Source organism: Sphaerisporangium sp. NPDC049003 (genome assembly GCF_043197795.1).
Classification (GTDB): domain Bacteria; phylum Actinomycetota; class Actinomycetes; order Streptosporangiales; family Streptosporangiaceae; genus Sphaerisporangium.
The window spans coordinates 20,039-38,053 of record NZ_JBICTU010000028.1; the positions used below are offsets into that span (position 1 = coordinate 20,039).

An 18,015-nucleotide genomic window follows, 5' to 3' on the forward strand; every position below is an offset into this window, starting at 1 on the left:
TACCCCTCAGGGTTAGTCCGCTATGCGGACTCTTGTTCTGCTATGCGGACCAAGCTAGGAATGCCGTGGACGGTCTGTCAATCACTCGGCGGGTCGCGACCTGCGACTGGTACCGAGTTGTGACCAGGCGGTTCGCGGAAGCCCGTCACGATCTCAGCCCGGCGGCCACCGCGTCCTCCCAGGCCGGATTCCGTTCCAGTGGGTAGAGCGGCGCCGGGCGCGACCGGTAGTCGAGCTGATCGAGCGCGGCCGGGCAGTAGCCCGGAGTGCGGACGTAGACGGTCCGCGCCGCGTAGCCGGCGAACGCGGCCTTCCAGGCGATCGCCCCCTTGGCGACGATCGCGCTGGCGGCCCGCGGCGCGATGCCCAGTGCGCGCAGGTGATCGTCGTCGAAGGGGACCACCCGGTTCTCGGTCAGGACGATCGTCCCGATCGACGCCTCGATCACCGCCACCCGGCCCATCTCCACCCGCTGGCCGCGCATGTACGAACCGGTGCGCAGGTAGGACACCGGGCCGAAACGGCGGACCGGCCCGGACGCGCGGAACGGCGGACCCATCGCCGGATCACTGTGGCCGCCCACCCACAGCTCCATCCGGTCGGCGGACCGCGCGTGGGCCACGGCGACCGAGGCCGGGTCCCAGATGACCGCGACGGCGCCTGAGACACCGGCCTGGTCCAACGCGTGGAGCAGCGCCGTGCCGTCGCCCGGCGAGCCGCCGCCCACGTTGTCCGCGACGTCGACGAGCACGGTGGGCCCCAGCCCTCGGGTGGCGGCGACCGCGGCCACCGCGTCGGCCGGGCTCGCCAGTCGCGCGGAGAAGGCGTCGCGCTCCCGCCACACGTGGGCGGCCAGTTCCCGGGCGCGCGGCGCCGCGTGCGTCTCCGCCGCGAGGTACACCGCGAACCCGAGCCGGCCGCTCTCGGCATAGGCGAACCCGGGCAGCGCGCTGGCGGCCCAGACGCCGGGCTCCTCGCGCAACCGCTCGGTCGCGTCGAGGATGGACCGCATCGGCTCGGCCACGTCCTCCTGTGCCGGAGGCACGGTGAGCAGCGGAAGCTTCTCCAGATGCCGCGCCGGACGGCGCCCCGCCCGCGACGGGCGCAGCAGGCGCAGTACGGCCGTCATCGCCTCCGCGCCGCGCTCGGCCATGTCGACATGCGGATAGGTCCGGTAGCCGACCAGGATGTCGGTGATCTTGGGCAGAGCCGCGCCGACGTTGGCGTGGTAGTCCAGCGTGGCTCCGATCGGGATGTCGCCGACGACCGCGCGCAGCGCCGTGACGATCTCCGCCTCGGGGTCCGGATGCCCCTCGACCACCATCGCGCCGTGCAGGGACAGCACCAGACCGTCGAGTGGCAGCTGGGCACGGGCGTTGGCGACCAGCCGGCGCAGCATCGACTCGAACGCGTGGGACAGCACCATGCCGGCGGGCAGGGCGGCGCCGAAGAGCAGCCCTACCGGGCGTGCCGACCGCTGCCGGGCGGCGTCGATGGCCCCGCCCAGCTCGGTCCCCGTACCGCGCAGCGAGGCCACCAGCTCCGGCCCCTCGAACAACTGATAACGGCGGAAGTCCGCCAGCGTGGTGGGTTCGGGAGTGAAAGTGTTCGTCTCCTGCCAGACTCCGCCCAGTCCGATCCGTACAGTCATGGCTTTGCCCTTCCGATCACCGTGTTGTACGATAAGCGAAATCTAGTTCCGCATGCCGTACTTGACAACGACTGGACGGCCAATCCTGAAGGGAGCGAGTCGGTACCGGTGACCAGCGAACGACGTTCCGACGAAGTTGGAGTCCTCGTCAAGGCACTCGACATCCTCGACCGGATGGCGACCGACGCGCCTTGCACCGTGGCACATCTGTGCCAGCAGACCGGGATCACAAAGCCTGCCGCGTACCGGATCCTCAAGACCCTCGACCAGCACGGATACGTGGTGCGCGACGAGGTCCGCCGCGAGTACTCGCTCGGCCCCGCGCTCTACGGCCTGAGCCGGGCGGCACGGAACTCCACCGACCTGGTGCGGCTGGCTCGCCCGGCCATGCAGTCGCTCAGCGAAGAGTTCAGCGAGACCGTCAACCTCGGCGTGGTCAGCCATGGCCAGGTGCTCTACCTCGACGCGCTGGAGAGCGTGCAGCGGCTGCGCACGACGGTGCAGATCGCGCTGCGCGACAAGGTGCACACGACGGCACTGGGTAAGGCGATCCTCGCCAGGCTGCCCGAACAGGAGGCCCGCGAGCAGCTCGCCGAGGCCGACTGGTCACCGCTCACCCCCAACACCATCGGCTCGGCCGACGCGCTGCTCGCGAAGCTCGCGACCTTCCGCCACCTCGGTTACGCCGTTGACGACGAGGAGAACGAGGTCGGCTCCCGCTGCGTGGCCGCGCCCATCCTGGACGGCGAGGACCGGCCGGTCGCCGCGATCAGCATCTCCGCGCCCACCTCGCGGATGACCGACGAGACCTTGGCCAAGGTGGGGCGGCGCTTGGCCGAGGTGTGCGCGGAGCTCGGCAACGCGCTCGCGTGATCCCCGGAGGGAGGCCCCATTGGCTTTCGACCTGTGGCTGCACGGTGCCACCGTGCTGGACGGCACCGGCGCGCCGCCGCGCCGGCTCGACATCGGCGTGACGTCGGACCGGATCACTCACCTCGAACCGCCGCGAGCCTCCCAGGTGGAAGACACGACGGCCGCCGAGACGGTCGACCTGACCGGGCTCACCCTCGCCCCAGGCTTCATCGACATCCACACCCATTCGGATGTCAGCCTGCTCCTCGACTCGCGGGGCGAGAGCAAGGCGCTGCAGGGCGTGACCACCGAGGTGGTCGGCAACTGCGGGTACTCGGCGTTCCCGGTGCATCCGGCCCGCCGCCACCTGCTGACCGACCACCTCGCACGACTGGGCGACGGCCCCGCCCCGGTCACCTGGACCGACTTCGACGGGTACGCCGAGGCGCTGACCGACGCGCGACCGGCCATCAACGTCGCCGTGCTCGCCGGGCACGGCGCGCTGCGGATCGCCGCGATGGACGACCCGTACGGGAGGGCCACCGCCGAAGACGTCGCGCGCATGCGGCGCCTGCTCGACGCGGTCCTCGCGGCCGGAGCGTTCGGCCTGTCCACCGGGCTCACCCACACGCCGTCCTCGCTCGGCGACCCCGGCGAGGTGGCCGCGCTGGTCGAGATCTGCGCCCGGCACGACGCCGTCTACGCCACCCACGCCCGGGCCTCGGCGGGCCGGGAACTGGAGGCCGTCGACGAAGCCGTCGAAACGGCCCGGCTGACCGGCGGGCGACTGCAGTTCTCCCACCTCGCGCTGAACGATCCGGCGTACTGGGGCCGCGCCGCCGACGCGCTCGCCCGCTTCGACGCCGCCAGGGCGCAGGGTCTCGACGTGGCCTTCGACGTCTACCCCTACGCCGCCTCCTCCTCGGCGATGGTGCAGTACCTGCCGGAGTGGGTGCAGGAGGGTGGCAGTGCCGCACTGCGCCGCCACCGCACCGACGACGCGTGGCGGCAGCGCGCGCTTCGCGACATCCGCACCGGCTTCTTCGGCGGCATCCCCTGGCACTGGGACCGCATCGTGATCACCGCCGCCGGACCGCACGACGACCTGCCCGGCAGCTCGATCGCCGAGGTCGCCCGGCGCCGGAGGCAGCCGCCCGAGGAGGTGTTGCTCGATCTGTGCGTCGAGCTGGGCAGCGCCGCCCAGGTGGTACTGCACTACCGCACCGAGGCCGACATGACCGCGTTCCTCGCGCATCCCCTTTCGATCGTGGGCTCGGATGGCAACGCGTTGCCGCTGCGTGCCGGCGCCGGCCAGCCGCACCCGCGGGCCTACGGGACGAACGCCCGGGTACTGGGGCGTTACGTCCGCGAGCTCGGCCTGCTGTCGCTGCCCGACGCGGTACACAAGATGTCGGCCGCCCCGGCGGCCCGGCTCGGCCTGCGCGACCGCGGGCGGATCCGCCCGGGATTCGTCGCGGACCTGGTGGCGTTCGACTCGGCCGTGGTCGCTGATCGGGCCACCTTCGAAGAGCCCCGGCAGGCGCCGGTCGGGGTCGCGCTGACCGTGGTCGGGGGGCAGATCGTCGTCCGGGATGGTGTGGTCCGCACCGCCCGCCCGGGAAAGGTGTTACGCCATGCTTGATGAGCCGAAGGTGCGGCCCGCGAAAGGGCTGCCCGACATCGCCGACCCGCGCGGAGCCCAGCTCTTCGACGGCACGTTCCCCCTGCCCACCGCCGTGCTGCTCCGGGACGAGCTTGAGCACAACGTCGCCACCATGGCCGCCTACTGCGCGGCCCACGACGTGCTGCTGGCCCCGCACGGCAAGACGACGATGTGCCCGCAGATCATCGAACGGCAGCTCGCCGCCGGGGCCTGGGCGATCAGCGTGGCGACCGCGTGGCAGGCACGGACGGTGGCGGACATGGGCGTGCGCCGCCTTCTGCTGGCCAACCCCGTCGTCGACCACGGCTCGCTCCGGCTCCTCAACGGGCTGCTGACCGGCTACGACGACCTCGAACTTTACTGCTACGCCGATTCGCCGACCGCACTGCGCGCTCTGGAGGCCGGCATCGACGCGAGCCGGCACGGCCGGCTGCGGGTCCTCGTCGAAATCGGGGTGGCCGGTGGCCGTACGGGTCTGCGCGACGACGGCGACGCGCTCGCCCTGGCCCGCCAGACAGCGGCGGGACCGATGGCGATGGCCGGATTCTCCGCCTTTGAGGGCATCCTGCATGGGGCCGACCTGGACGGCACCCTGGATCTGGTCGACCGGCTCCTCGACCGGCTGTCCGGCGTGGCTCGTAGCGCGTACGCGGACGGGCTGCTCGACGCGGGATCACCGCCGATCGTCACCGTGGGCGGCAGCGCCTACTTCGACCGAGTGGTGCGGCGGCTGCCGGCGGCCCTCGGCGGCACGCCCTACCAGACCGTGCTGCGCAGCGGGTGCTATGTCACCCATGACGCCGGCGGCTACGACGCGACCTCGCCGTTCGGCGCCCGGCCACGCGCCCCGTACCGGCTCCGCCAAGCGCTGCTGGTCTGGGCGCCGGTGCTGTCGCGCCCCGAGCCGACGCTGGTGGTGGCCGGGCTCGGCCGCCGGGATGCCTCGGCGGACGACGGACTGCCGGTCCCTCGCATGGTGCGCGACCGCACCGGGCGGATCACCGATCTCAACGGCGAGATAAAGGTGACCGCGGTCAACGACCAGCACGCCTATCTCGCCGTACCGGCCGGCCGCCCGCTCGCGGTGGGCGACCTCATCGCCTTCGGCATCTCCCACCCGTGCACGACGTTCGACAAGTGGCGCGTCATCCCGGTGGTCGACGCCGGCTGCACGGTGACCGAATTGGCGTACACCCGGTTCTGATCTCGAACCAGCGGAACGATCTCAGACGATAGGAAGCGTGTCACCCGCCCTCGGGGCTTCTATACCGCGACGGCACTGGCCGCCGAGGCGGACAACGGCGGCACGGTCGCGAACGTGACCCTCACCTTGGTGGGCTCGGATTTCAACAACAACGTCTACCGCGAGCGCACCAGGACCGGCACCTACGACAACCCCTTCAACTGAGCCGTCCTGATCCATGGCGCGCGCCCCGGCCGGCGGCGGTTCGGGCCGCCTTCGACGCGCCGGCCGGGGTCGGCCTCGTCTCCCGGGATCGGTCACTCGCGCCCGGTCGCGCTCAGGCGAAGATGCGCACCGGGTTCTCGATCAGTGCCAGGAACTCCGACATCCACCGCGCCGCGACCATCCCGTCGATCGGCCGGTGGTCGACGGAGAGCACGAAGCGGATGATCGTGCCCGCGACCACGGCGCCGTCGGCCACCACCGGTTCCGTCCTCGCCGCGCCGACGGCGAGGATCGACGACTGGGGCGGGTTGATGATGGCCGCGAACTCCTCGACGCCGAACATGCCGAGGTTGGTGACGGTGACGGTGCCGCCCTCCAGTTCGTTCTGGCGCAGCCGGCCATCGCGCGCCGCCTCCGCGTACCGCCGCGTCGTCTCGGCGATGGCCGCGATCGGCATGGTGTCGGCCTCACGCAACACCGGGGTGAGCAGGCCGGTGCCGGTCGCGATGGCGACCGCGACGTCCACGTGCGCGTGGCGGCGGACGGCGTCCGGCGTCCACACCACGTTCATCTCGGGAACGAGCAGGTGCGCGCGGGCGACGGCCTTGACCACCATGTCGTTCACCGAGACCTTGGGCGCCCCCTCCCGGTTGAGCTGCGCCCGCGCTGCCAGCAGGGCCTCCGCGCGGGCGGTTCCCCTGACGTAGAAGTGCGGAGTGGTCTGCTTGCTCTCCACGAGCCGGGCGGCGATCGCCCTGCGGATCCGGCTGTGCGGGATCTCGTCGTGGGCGGCGGAGGGGGACGGCGTCGGCGCCGTGTCCGGGCCGGACGCGGCGACGACCGGCGCGGACGCGGAGCCGGCCGGCGGGGGCGGGGGAGCGGGCGTGGACGTGGATGACCGCGAGGAAAGGTCCGCCTCGGCCGCCGCCTCGACGTCGCGCCTGACCACCCGGCCCCCGGGCCCGGTCCCCGGGATCTGGTCGATCGTCAGCCCCGACTCGCGGGCGAGCCGGCGCGCGAGCGGGCTGGCGAAGACGCGTCCGTGGGCCGGGGCCCCGTCCGCCCGCGGATCCGCCTCGGCGGCGCCGCCGCCGACGTCCCGGGCCGGGGCGCCGGTGTCCCGGGACGGGCCGGAGGGGGCGGCGCCGAGCTCGGCGAGCAGCGAGTCGAGGTCCCCGGCCTGCTCGCCGGGCGACCCGAGCAGCGCGATCGGGGCGCCGACGTCCACCTCGGTACCGGCGGGCACGAGCGCCCTGAGGATGATCCCCTCGGACTCCGCCTCGATCTCGATGATCGCCTTGTCGGTCTCGATGACGGCGATGGCGGCGTTGACGGGGAAGGGGGTGTGCTCGGCGATCGGCCATTCGGACACGGTGGCCCTGGTGGCGCCGGCCGCCGGCTCTGGCATGCGAAGAAGTGTGGCCATGTTCGTCAGTCCTGGTTCAGGGATCAGCGCTCGGACGCGAGCGGGCCGTCGGCGGTCATGTCCCGGAGCTTGGCGACCACTTCCTCGGTGCGGGCGATGGCGGCGCGTTCGAGGACCTTGCTGATGCTCGGCGACGCCTCACCGCCGGTCACGCGCTGGACGGGCTGGTCGAGCCAGTCGAAGAAGCGGCGCTGGATCTCGTCGGCGAGCCAGCTTCCGTAGGAGGTGCCGATCGCCCCCTGCTCGACGATGAGGACGTTGTTGGTCTTTTTGACGCTGGCGCCGATCGTGTCCCAGTCGATGCTGGCACGGTCGAGCCACCGCAGGTCGATGATCTCGGGGTCGAGCCCTTCGAGCTGCCCGGCCGCCTCCAGGCAGTGGGCGACCATCGACAGGTAGGACAGCACGGTGACGTCGGAGCCCTGCCTGCGCACGGCCGCCTTGCCCACCGGGATGTGGTAGTCGAGGTCGTCGGCCGGGCCGTCGCCGACGCTCGCGTAGAGGTCGACGTGCTCGATGACCACCACCGGGTCGTCGCACCGCAGGGCGGTGTTCAGCAGGCCCACGTAGTCGAAGGGCGTGCTCGGCGCGACGATGCGCCATCCGGGGGCGGTGGCGAAGATCCCGGCGGGGTCCATCGAGTGCTGGGATCCGTACCCGGTGCCGGTGCCGACCTTGCTGCGCAGCACGAGCGGCACCGCGTTGTCGCCGCCGAACATGTGCCGCGCCTTACCGATCTGGTTGAAGAGCTGGTCGGCGGCCACCCACAGGAAGTCGGCGTACATGAACTCGACGACCGGCCGGTAGCGCAGGTCGAGCGCCATCCCCCCGGCGAGGCCCGCGAAGGCGTTCTCGCTGATCGGCGTGCCGAGCACCCGGTCGGGATAGGCGTCCGCGAGTCCCTTGGTCGCGCCGTTGGTCCCGCCCCTGAGGCGGTGGACGTCCTCACCCATCACGACGATGGAGGCGTCGGTGGACATGCGCCGCGCCATCACCTCCGAGACCACGTCGATGAACCTGCGCTGGGTCAGGGTCCCGGAGAAGGACTCCGCCTCCTCGTAGCGGACGCCGGTGCCGAACTCCGAGAGGTCGCCTCGCACTCCGACGTCGCTGAAAGAGGGCTCGGGCCATTCCTCCGGCCTGATCCGGCGCCGGCCGGGCTTGCCGCCGGGGTCGGGTTCGAGGAGCCCGTCGCCGATGCTTCGCATCGCGGTGTCGGCCCGCTCGGCCGCCCGCTTGACCTCGTCGGCGCTGAGGACGCCACGGCGCGCGAGGCGCTCGGTCATCAGCGCGATGGGGTCGCGCTCCCGCCAGCGCTTCTCCTCCTCCTTAGAGCGGTACCCGAAGGCGCTGCCCGGGAAGGGGCCGTTCTGGTGGAAGTACCGGTACAGGTCGGCCTCGATGACCGTCGGGCCGTTGCCGGCGCGCATGTGCGCCAGGGCCTCCTGCGTGGCCAGGTGGACCGCGAGCGGGTCCATCCCGTCGACGCGCCAGCTCGGGATGGCGAAGCCGAGGCCGCGCACCGACAGGCGCGGCTCGGCGGTCACCTCGCTGACGTGCGTGGACACCGCGTACTGGTTGTTCTCGATGAAGAAGCACACCGGGAGCGACCAGGCGGCGGCCAGGTTGAACGTCTCAAGTACGGAACCTATGTTGGCCGCCCCGTCGCCGAAGTAGGCGACCGACACGGCGTCGGTACGGGCGTGGCGGTGCGCCCAGGCGAACCCGGCGGCCTGCGGCACTCCGCCGCCGACGATGGCGTTGGTCCCCATGGCGCCGGCCTCGCGCCACTGGAGGTGCATCGAGCCGCCACGGCCCCTGCAGAAACCGCGTGACAGCCCGCAGATCTCGGCCAGGGTGCGCGCCAGCACGTCGGTGACTTCCGCCGGCAGATCCTCGCGTGGATCCCATCCCGTGGGTACGGCGTGCCCGAGCGCCTTGGCGAGAAACTGGTGGTGGCCCCGGTGCGAGCCGGTGATGGTGTCCGAGGAGGTCAGGGAGACGATTGATCCGACCGCGCCCGCCTCCTGGCCGATGCTCGAATGCGCGGGGCCGTGCACGAGACCGGCCGAGGCCAGTTCGAGCACGTACTGCTCGAAGGACCGGATCAGCACGAGCTGGCCGAGCATCGTGCGCAGGAGGTCCGGGTCGGCCGCGTCCCAGTCCGCTTCGGTGGTGGTGAGCTCCACCCAGGGAGAGGGAGCGGCGAGGTCCTGGTGTGAGGTCATGAGGTCTCTCTAGGTAGACAGGCCGTGGCCGGGCGGTTCCGGCTGCGAGAGCGCGAGCGGGGGTGGCCGATGACCAGGGTGACGACCGGTCTGCGCGCCCTTCGCCGCTTCTGCGGCTGGTTACAGACCATGACACAAAATGGATCCGATCTCATATGGGCGTTACCTGTTTGTAACTGAGGATCATGTACTTACCATTGACTTTGTCCGCTTTGCGCGACCAAGCTACCGATCCACGAGGCCAATTGGATCCATAGAGCGGATTTGGGGCCTCGGACGCGACAGGGTCCGTAACTTCGGCGAAACGGGCCGGAAACAGAGTGGAGGTGGATGGGATGGCTGAGCCGGGTACCACGGGACTTCCGGGACTCGTCGGCCTGGACCATGTCGGCCTGACCGTGCCCGACCTCGACCAGGCCACCTCATTCCTCGTCGACGTGCTCGGATGCGAGTACCTCTACTCGCTGGCCCCGCTGTCCGACGACGCCGACTGGATGACCGCGCACCTGAACGTGGACGCCCGCGCGGAGGTGCGCAAGCTGCGGTTCTTCCGCTGCGGCACCCAGCCGGTCTTCGAGGTGTTCGAGTACACGGCCCCCGGCCAGAGGCACACGCCGCCGCGCAACAGCGATGTCGGCGGGCACCACTTCGCCCTCTACGTCCACGACATCGACGCGGCGGTGGACTACCTGCGGTCGCGAGGAGTGACCGTGCTCGGCGAGCCGACGGCGAGCAGCGGGCCGCACAAGGGCCAGCGCTGGGTCTACTTCCTCGCCCCGTGGGGCGCCCAGTTCGAGCTGGTGACCTATCCGCACGGCCGGGCCTGGTACCTGGAACACGAAGGCGAGGAAGCGACCTGATGACCGACGACACCTCATCGTCCTCCGGCACCGAGCCGGCGCCGGAAGCGGAGGCGGGCGTGGCCAGCCACCGGATCGCCGAGCACCTGCGTGAGCGCATCCTGTCCGGCGTGCTCGGGCCCGGTGCGCGGATCAGGCAGGAGGAGGTCGCCCGCGAGTTCGGCGCGAGCCGGCTGCCCGTGCGCGAAGCGCTGCGGATACTGCACTCCCAGGGCCTGGTCACCCTCAAGGCCAACAGCGGCGCGTGGGTCTCGCAGATGGACATGGAGGAGTGCGAGCTCACCTACAAGATCCGTGAGCGTCTCGAACCGCTCGCCCTGACCGAGAGCATTCCCCACCTGTCCGCCGCCGTGATCGACCGGCTCGACGAGATCCAGGACGAGATCGAGGCGAACAGAAGCATCGACCGCTTCCTGCAACTCGACCGTGAGCTGCACCTTCTGTCCTACTCCGGTAATCCGTACCGGGAGCTCCGGGACATGGTGGAGCGGCTGTGGAACATCACCCAGCCCTACCGGCGCGCCTATGTCGAGCGGGCGGGCCACCAGCGGGACTGGGTCATCAACGCCGAGCACCGGTTACTCATCGATGCCATCCGGCGCGCGGACACCATCGACGCCGAGCGGGTACTGGCCGGCCACATACGCCGTACGCGCATGGCTCTCGTACCGGTCATGGAACCGGGCCCCACGGCCGGTGTGCCCGAGCCGCCCGGACGACCGAACGGCGGCGGATCCGCCCCGTCCGCTCGACCCGGGTCCGTCCGCGACAACTGATCGCGAGGATCACAAGTCCCCCCAGTGCACAGGCAGCGGCGAACCAGCGCGCGACCGGCACCCGAACAATGATCTCTTCGAGAAACAGAGCAGGATGAAATGTCACACCACAGCAAGCAGGCCGGTCGTGTGCTGGCCCTTTTCGCGGCGGCCGTCAGCGTAACGGTGACCTCGTGTTCCAGCGGTTCGGCGTCGGGGGGCGCGACCGGGGACACCAAGGCGCAGGTCGGGTACTCCGAGTCCTTCCTGACCGACGCGTTCCAGGTGCAACTCGTCAAGCAGCTCGGCGACCAGGCCAAGGCGCAGGCCGTCGACCTGCTCCCGGCCGTCAACGCCGACGGCGACGCGGCCAAGCAGAACGCCGACATCGCGACCCTGCTCGGCAGGGGGGTCAAGGGGCTCATCGTGGTCCCCGTCGACAGCAAGGCCATCGCGCCGGCGATCCAGCGGGCCAACAGCAAGAACGTGCCGGTCGTCTCCGTCGACCTCGGGTCCGACAGCGGCAAGATCACCATGATCGTCCGCGCCGACAACGTCTACATGGGCAAGGCCGCCTGCGAGTACATGGGCAAGCAGCTCGGCGGCGAGGGCAGCGTGCTGGACCTCCAGGGAGACCTCGCCACCCAGAACGGCCAGGACCGCAGCAAGGGCTTCACCGACTGCATGGCCGAGCAGTTCCCCAAGGTCAAGGTCATCTCCAAGCCGATGAACTGGAAGCCCGACGAGTGCGCGACCCAGGCGCAGACGGTCCTGAGCACCCAGAAGATCACCGGCCTGTTCATGGGCAGCGAGTCGGTCTGCCTCGCCGGGGTGCAGAAGGTGCTGCAGAACCAGGGCAAGCTCACCAAGGTCGGCGACTCCGGCCACATCGTGAGCGTGGGCATCGACGGGTCGAAGGCCGCGCTGGACGCCGTGCGGGCCGGAACGCTCGACGCCGTCATCTCCCAGCCGCTGGACCTGTACGCGAAGTACGGCATCCAGTACATCAAGGAGGCCATGGCCGGCAAGACGTTCCAGCCCGGCCCGACCGACCACGACAGCACCATCGTCAAGCTCGGCGACTCCTTGCAGGACCTGCTGCCCTCGCCCACGGTCACCAAGGACAACGCCGACGACGCGGCGCTGTGGGGCAACGGCTGATCCGAGCCCGTCCCGGGCGTGACGCGGCGGGGAGCGTCACGCCTTCGCCGGACGACCGGCGAACCCCTGGAACCCGCGGAAGGAAGGCGCGTAGCCATGCCACAGGCCATCGTGGTCGACAACGTCTCGAAGGCGTTCGGCCCCACGCAGGCGTTGTCGCAGGTGTCCCTCACCGTCGATCAGGGCGAGTCCCGTGCGCTGATCGGCAAGAACGGGGCCGGCAAGTCGACGCTCATGTCGATCCTCACCGGCCTCACGCAGCCCGACACCGGCTCCATCAAGGTGCTGGCCGGGGACGCCTCGACGATCGGCTGCGTGTACCAGCGGAGCACGCTGATCCCCGCGGCGACGGCGGCGGAGAACATCGCGCTCACGCGGTACCCGCGCTCGGCGGGCGGGCTCATCCGCTGGCCGGAGGTCATGCGGCGGGCCGTCGCGCTGCTGGACGAGTGGGAGTGCGGCGACCTCGCGGGTGTTCCGGTCGAGCAACTGGAGCCGCTCGAACGCAAGGTCGTCGAGATCTGCAGGGTCCTGTCCCTCGGCCCGAAGGTGCTGCTCCTCGACGAGCCGACCGCGGGCCTGGACCGGGGCGCCTCGCAACGCCTGTTCAACCACATCGAGAAGGCCCGCACCCGGGGCGTGACCATCATCTACGTCTCCCACCACCTGCACGAGATCTTCGAGGTCTGCGACTCCGTCACCGTCCTGCGGGACGGCGCGGTCGTCGTCACCGGGCGCCTCGACCGGATGACCATGCCCGACCTGGTCGAGGCGATGGTGGGGGAGGCGGCCGTCCCCGGCGCCGGCGCCGGCGCCGCGCGGCGCGACCAGGCCGGGCCGGCGGACGACGGCCGTCCGCCCGTGCTCGTCGCCTCCGGCGTGAGCGTCGCCCCCAAGATCAAGCAGGTCGACCTCGAACTGCGGCCGGGCGAGTGCGTGGGGCTCACCGGGCTCGACGGGGCCGGCCACATGCAGCTCGCCGAGGTCCTCACCGGGCAGCGCCGCGCCGACTCCGGCACCGTCACCCTGGACGGGAAGCCGCTGCCCCTCGGCGACATCCGAGGCTGCATCATGGCCGGGGTCGGGTTCACCCCGGAGGACCGGCACATCAGCGGCTACGTGCCCGCGATGAGCGTGGCCGACAACGCGACGCTCGGGATCATGCCGAAGTTCGTCAACCGCTTCCGGCTGATCAGCTCCAGGCGGCGGGACGCGTTCTACCGCCGGCTCGCGGACGAGTGGAGCATCAAGGCCCACGCGGCGTCGCAGGCCACCGAGGAGCTCAGCGGCGGCAACCAGCAGAAGGTCGTGCTGGCCCGCTCGGTCGCCGCCGAGCCGAGGGTCCTGGTCCTCACCAACCCCACGGCGGGCGTCGACGTGTCCGCCAAGAAGTCGATCTACAAGACGATCGACGAGCTGAAGCGCGGGGGACAGGCCGTGCTGATCGTGACCTCCGACGACGGTGACCTGGAGGTCTGCGACCGCGTCGTCGCGATGCTCCAGGGAGAGGTGTCCGCGGAACTGCGCCCGCCGTTCAACGAGAGCATGATCGCCGCCGCCGTCCAGGGCAGTGGCACGGCCGCCGAGGCGGACCGACGTCTCTCCTCCGGAGAAGGAGATCAACAGTGACTACACCGGCACAGAAGAAACCGCTCCAGGAGAGGGCGCCCGTCCGCACCGAACCGGCGGAGTCATCACGGCCGGCCGCGCGGCGCAACCGCCGGGCCGTCGACCCGGTGGTGCTCGCCCTCATCCCCATCATCGTCGCCGCGATGATCGTGGGCGCGGTGGTGAGCCCCGCCTTCCTCACCACCACCAACATCATCGACAACATCATCACGACCTCCGCCGTGCTCGGCGTGCTCGTCATCGCCGAGAGCCTGATCCTGATCAGCGGCTACTTCGACCTGTCGCTGCAGTCGACGGTGGGCTTCGCGCCGATGCTGCTCGCCGTCCTTGTCTCCAGCACCGCCGACAACGGCCTCGGCCTGCCGTTCCCGGTGGCGATCCTCATCGCGGTCCCGGCGGTGCTGCTGATCGGGCTGGCCAACGGATTCATGATCGCCAAGCTGAAGCTCAACGCGTTCATCGTGACGCTGGCGATGCTGATCCTGCTGCAGGGCCTGACCATCGGGCTGTCCGGCGGGCAGACGTACGCGGTGCTTCCCCGGGCCATGACCTACCTCGGCGACGGCGTCATCCTCGGGCTTCCCGTCCAGGCGTGGATCTTCGTGCTCGCCTTCGCCGCCGCCTTCGTGTTCATGGAGTACACCCCGACCGGCCGCAGCCTCTACGCCATGGGCGGCAACCACGAGGCGGCCCGCGCCGCCGGCATCCGCACCACCCGGCTGACGATCGGCGTCGTACTGGCCGGCAGCGTTCTCGCGTCGGTCGCGGGGCTGATGCTGACCGGCCGCATCGCGTCGGTCACCGCCAACCAGGGAGACAACCTGATCTTCACGGTGTTCGCCGCGGCGGTCATCGGCGGCATCAGCCTGAACGGAGGCCGAGGCAATCTGATCGGCGCCGGGCTCGGCGTGATCCTGCTCGGCATCATCCAGAACATCCTCACGCTGTCGAACGTCCCCTCGTTCTGGATCAACGCCGCCTACGGCGCGATCATCCTCGCGGCGCTGCTCATCGGCTGGCTGTCCTCGCACCGCTTCTCCGGCCCCAGGCGTGCCGAATGAGCGCGACGGCCCAGCACGGCGACTGGCCGACCGGCATGATGCCGGCCCTGGTGTTCACCGCTCCGGGCGTCCTCACGGTCGAGGGCGTGCCGGTGCCCGCTCCCGCCGAGGGGCAGGTCCTGGTACGCGTCCAGTACCTCGGGATCTGCGGCACCGACGTCCACCTGCTCGACGGCACCAGCGCGTACGTGGTCGGCGGCCTCACGAGCTTCCCGATCCGCTTCGGGCACGAGTGGGCCGGCGAGGTCGTGGCGGCCGGGCCGTCCGTCCCGTCCGGCCTGGTCGGACGGCGGGTGGTCGGCGAGCCGTTCCTCTCGTGCGGGCAGTGCCTGACCTGCCGGGGCGGCCACTACAACCTCTGCCCGAACCGGTACGAGCTCGGTGTGCGCGGCGGCGTGCCCGGCGCGGCGGCGCACTACCTGCGCATCCCCGCGGCGAACGTCCACGTCATCCCGCCGGAGGTCGAGACCGCCCACGCGCTCGTCGGCGAGCCCCTGGTGACGGTGCTCAACGCCTACGAGCGGGCCGCCGTCCAGCCGGGGGAGGCGGTCGCCGTGCTCGGCACGGGCACCCTCGGCCTGCTCGCGGTGCAGGTCGGCGCGGCGATGAACTGCCCGGTCGACGTCATCGGCATCGACCCCGAAGGGCTCGCCGCCGCGCGCGACCTCGGCGCCCGCGCCGTCATGCCGCCGGACCAGGCTCCCGCCGACGCCTATCCGGTGGTGATCGAGGCGACCGGCGCGGCGAGCATCGGCCCGCTGTTGACGCGGATCGCCGGGATCGCCGGCCGCATCCTGCAGGTCGGGATCCCCGGCCGGCCGGTGGACGGCGTCGACCTCGCGGCCTTCGTCAGCAAGGGACTCCAGCTCTCCGGCGTACTCGGCGGGGTCCACCTGATGCCCCGGGCGCTGCACATGATCGCCACCGGGGCCGTACGCCCGGCGGCCCTCATCGAGCAGGTGCTGCCCGTCGCCGAGGTACGGCACGCCTTCGACCGCATGCGCGAGCCCGGACGGCCCCGGCCCAAGCTGGTCGTCGACCTGTCGGACCTGCGGGTGCCGACCTCCCCCGGTGAGGAGCGGAAGGCCTCATGAGCAGCCGAGACCCGGACGCCTGGACCGCCGGCTGGATCGGCACGGGCAGGATGGGCAGCGCCATGGTGCGGCGGCTCCTGCTGGCCGGGCACCACGTGACGGTCTGGAACCGCACGCCGGAGCGGGCCGAGCCGCTGCGGGCCGCCGGAGCGGAGGTCGCCGCCGACCCCACCGACCTGGCCGGGCGCGACGTGGTCGTCACCAGCCTCGCGGCCTCCGCCGACCTGGAAGAGGTCGCCGGACGGGTCCTCGCCGGCCCGTCCCGCCCGCGCCTGCTGGTCGACACCTCCACGGTCTCGCTGGAGGCGTCTCGCCGCGTACGGGAGGCGGCGGCGCTGGCAGGCGTGCCGTTCCTGTCCGCCCCCGTCAGCGGCAACCCCTCCGCCGTCGAGGCGGGCACGGCGTCGTTCGTGTGCTCCGGCTCCCGCGACGCCTTCGAACGGGCGCGGGGCGTGCTGGAGACCATCGGCCGCAAGGCCACCTACGTCGGCGAGCAGGACGAGGCGCGGCTGCTGAAGATCGCCCACAACCTGCTGCTCGGCGTGACGACGCAGGGCCTCGCCGAGGTGGTCGTGCTGTGCGAGAGCCTCGGCGTCGACCGGGGCGTCTTCATGGAGTTCGTCAACGACAGCGTCGTGGGCTCGACCTTCACCCGCTACAAGACCGACGCCATCAGCCGCCTGGACATGACGCCGACGTTCACCTCCCGCCTCCTGCTGAAGGACCTCGACCTCGGCCTGCACGAGGCGTCGGCCCGGCAGGTGCCCATGCCGGTCATCGGCCTGGTCCGCACACTGCTGCTCTCAGCCATCGCCCAGGGGTACGGCGAGCTGGACTTCCTGTCGCTGCTCACCGTCCAGGCCCGAGCCGCGGGCCTCGAACCGTCCGAGGTACGCCCGCCCGCCACCGGCCCGACCGATCAGATCCAGGAGCCTTCATGACAACGACGAACGCCCACACGATCGACCCGCGTGCCATCGGCGCGCCCGGTCACATGTCGGTGGACTTCGAGACACGCGTCGACTTCACCCGGCTGCGCGACTACCGCCTCGCCCGTGCCCGTGCCGCCCTGGAGAACTCCGACCTCGGCGCCATGCTCGTCTTCGACGTGAACAACATCCGCTACCTGACCGGCTCGGTCATCGGCGAGTGGTCGCGCGACAAGATGACCCGCTACGCGCTGCTGGTACGCGGGCGCGAGCCGGTGCTGTGGGACTTCGGCTCGGCGGCCAAGCACCACAGGCTCTACGCTCCCTGGCTGCTGCCAGAGAACTGCCGCGCCGGAATGGTGGGCCTGCGCGGGGCGGTGGCCCCCGAGGTCGGCCTGTTCACCCGCGCCGTGCAGGAGATCCGTGACCTGCTCGTCGAGGCCGGGCAGCAGGACGCCCCCGTCGGCGTCGACATCGCCGAGCCGCCGATGACGCTCGCCATGCAGCAGGCCGGCCTCACCGTGGCCGACGGCCAGCAGGTGATGCTGGAGGCCAGGCAGATCAAGAGCATGGACGAGATCCTGCTGCTGTCGCAGGCCGCCGCCATGGTCGACGGCGTTTACCAGAAGATCTCGGACGCGCTCAAGCCGGGCATCCGGGAGAACGACCTGGTGGCCCTCGCCAACGCCTACCTCTACGAGATGGGCTCCGACGACGTCGAGGCGATCAACGCGGTGTCGGGGGAGCGGTGCAACCCGCACCCGCACAACTTCACCGACCGCATCATCCGACCGGGCGACACCTGCTTCTTCGACATCATCCAGTCCTACAACGGCTACCGGACCTGCTACTACCGCACGCTGAACGTGGGCTCGTCGACCCCCTCGCAGCGGGACGCGTACACCAAGGCCCGCGAGTGGATCGACGCCGCGATCGAGCTGGTCAAGCCGGGCACCTGGACCGACGAGATCGCCAAGGCGTGGCCCACCGCCCAGGAGTTCGGCTTCGCCTCCGAGATGGAGGCCTTCGGGCTGCAGTTCGGCCACGGGCTCGGGCTCGGCCTGCACGAGCGGCCCATCATCTCGCGCCTCAACTCGATCGAGCACCCGGTGAGGATCGAGGAGGGGATGGTCTTCGCGCTGGAGACCTACTGCCCGGCCTCCGACGGCGCGTCCGCGGCGCGCATCGAGGAAGAGGTCGTCGTGACCTCCGAGGGCGCCAAGGTCATCACGCTGTTCCCCGCGCAGGAACTGTTCGTCGCGAACCCGTACTGACCCCGGGCCGCCACACCCTTCCGA

At 71.1% G+C, this 18,015-nt stretch carries 14 protein-coding genes; 11 read left to right on the forward strand and 3 right to left on the reverse strand.

Annotated elements, in window-relative coordinates:
* Positions 1 to 145: 145 nt before the first annotated feature.
* Complete coding sequence (locus tag ACGFIV_RS28020) at positions 146 to 1,651, reverse strand: M81 family metallopeptidase (RefSeq protein WP_392838160.1); 1,506 nt, start codon at positions 1,649 to 1,651, stop codon at positions 146 to 148.
* 108 nt (positions 1,652 to 1,759) lie between these two features.
* Between ACGFIV_RS28020 and ACGFIV_RS28025 the strand changes: the two genes are divergently transcribed.
* Genes ACGFIV_RS28025 through ACGFIV_RS28035 form a run of 3 tightly spaced genes read left to right on the forward strand, consistent with a single transcriptional unit; the run spans position 1,760 to position 5,370 of the window.
* A complete protein-coding gene (locus ACGFIV_RS28025) occupies positions 1,760 to 2,524 on the forward strand; it encodes an IclR family transcriptional regulator (protein ID WP_358557971.1) in 765 nt (254 codons plus the stop codon).
* Positions 2,525 to 2,543: 19 nt separating this feature from the next.
* Positions 2,544 to 4,145 carry a D-aminoacylase gene (locus tag ACGFIV_RS28030; RefSeq protein WP_358557968.1) on the forward strand — a complete coding sequence of 534 codons (1,602 nt, stop codon included), beginning with the start codon at positions 2,544 to 2,546 and terminating at the stop codon, positions 4,143 to 4,145.
* The gene (locus tag ACGFIV_RS28035; protein ID WP_358557965.1) at positions 4,138 to 5,370 is read left to right on the forward strand and encodes a hypothetical protein; all 1,233 of its coding nucleotides are present in this window, start codon (positions 4,138 to 4,140) and stop codon (positions 5,368 to 5,370) included. The genes ACGFIV_RS28030 and ACGFIV_RS28035 overlap by 8 nt, the downstream gene beginning before the upstream one ends.
* 316 nt (positions 5,371 to 5,686) lie before the next feature.
* On the opposite strand, the gene ACGFIV_RS28040 is transcribed toward ACGFIV_RS28035, so the two are convergent.
* A complete protein-coding gene (locus ACGFIV_RS28040) occupies positions 5,687 to 6,982 on the reverse strand; it encodes a dihydrolipoamide acetyltransferase family protein (RefSeq protein ID WP_392838161.1) in 1,296 nt (431 codons plus the stop codon).
* A gap of 41 nt (positions 6,983 to 7,023) precedes the next feature.
* Positions 7,024 to 9,228, reverse strand: coding sequence for a thiamine pyrophosphate-dependent enzyme (locus ACGFIV_RS28045; protein ID WP_358557147.1), 2,205 nt, complete (start codon positions 9,226 to 9,228; stop codon positions 7,024 to 7,026).
* A gap of 335 nt (positions 9,229 to 9,563) precedes the next feature.
* Between ACGFIV_RS28045 and ACGFIV_RS28050 the strand changes: the two genes are divergently transcribed.
* The 8 genes from ACGFIV_RS28050 (at position 9,564) to ACGFIV_RS28085 (ending at position 17,991) form a co-directional block, all read left to right on the forward strand.
* Positions 9,564 to 10,088: a VOC family protein gene (locus ACGFIV_RS28050; protein ID WP_358557150.1), complete on the forward strand. Its 525-nt coding sequence runs from the start codon at positions 9,564 to 9,566 to the stop codon at positions 10,086 to 10,088.
* Positions 10,088 to 10,864 carry a GntR family transcriptional regulator gene (locus ACGFIV_RS28055; protein WP_358557153.1) on the forward strand — a complete coding sequence of 259 codons (777 nt, stop codon included), beginning with the start codon at positions 10,088 to 10,090 and terminating at the stop codon, positions 10,862 to 10,864. The genes ACGFIV_RS28050 and ACGFIV_RS28055 overlap by 1 nt, the downstream gene beginning before the upstream one ends.
* A gap of 99 nt (positions 10,865 to 10,963) precedes the next feature.
* On the forward strand, positions 10,964 to 12,004 hold the full coding sequence (locus tag ACGFIV_RS28060; RefSeq protein ID WP_392838162.1) for a sugar ABC transporter substrate-binding protein: 1,041 nt from the start codon (positions 10,964 to 10,966) through the stop codon (positions 12,002 to 12,004).
* 96 nt (positions 12,005 to 12,100) lie between these two features.
* Positions 12,101 to 13,633 (forward strand): sugar ABC transporter ATP-binding protein, encoded by a 1,533-nt coding sequence (locus ACGFIV_RS28065; protein ID WP_358557159.1) that lies wholly within the window; start codon positions 12,101 to 12,103, stop codon positions 13,631 to 13,633.
* The gene (locus ACGFIV_RS28070; RefSeq protein WP_358557162.1) at positions 13,630 to 14,694 is read left to right on the forward strand and encodes an ABC transporter permease; all 1,065 of its coding nucleotides are present in this window, start codon (positions 13,630 to 13,632) and stop codon (positions 14,692 to 14,694) included. Before ACGFIV_RS28065 ends, ACGFIV_RS28070 begins: the two co-directional genes overlap by 4 nt.
* Positions 14,691 to 15,788, forward strand: coding sequence for an alcohol dehydrogenase catalytic domain-containing protein (locus ACGFIV_RS28075; protein ID WP_358557165.1), 1,098 nt, complete (start codon positions 14,691 to 14,693; stop codon positions 15,786 to 15,788). Before ACGFIV_RS28070 ends, ACGFIV_RS28075 begins: the two co-directional genes overlap by 4 nt.
* Positions 15,785 to 16,729: an NAD(P)-dependent oxidoreductase gene (locus ACGFIV_RS28080; RefSeq protein ID WP_358557168.1), complete on the forward strand. Its 945-nt coding sequence runs from the start codon at positions 15,785 to 15,787 to the stop codon at positions 16,727 to 16,729. Before ACGFIV_RS28075 ends, ACGFIV_RS28080 begins: the two co-directional genes overlap by 4 nt.
* Positions 16,726 to 17,991: a Xaa-Pro peptidase family protein gene (locus ACGFIV_RS28085; RefSeq protein WP_358557171.1), complete on the forward strand. Its 1,266-nt coding sequence runs from the start codon at positions 16,726 to 16,728 to the stop codon at positions 17,989 to 17,991. Before ACGFIV_RS28080 ends, ACGFIV_RS28085 begins: the two co-directional genes overlap by 4 nt.
* Positions 17,992 to 18,015: the final 24 nt, after the last annotated feature.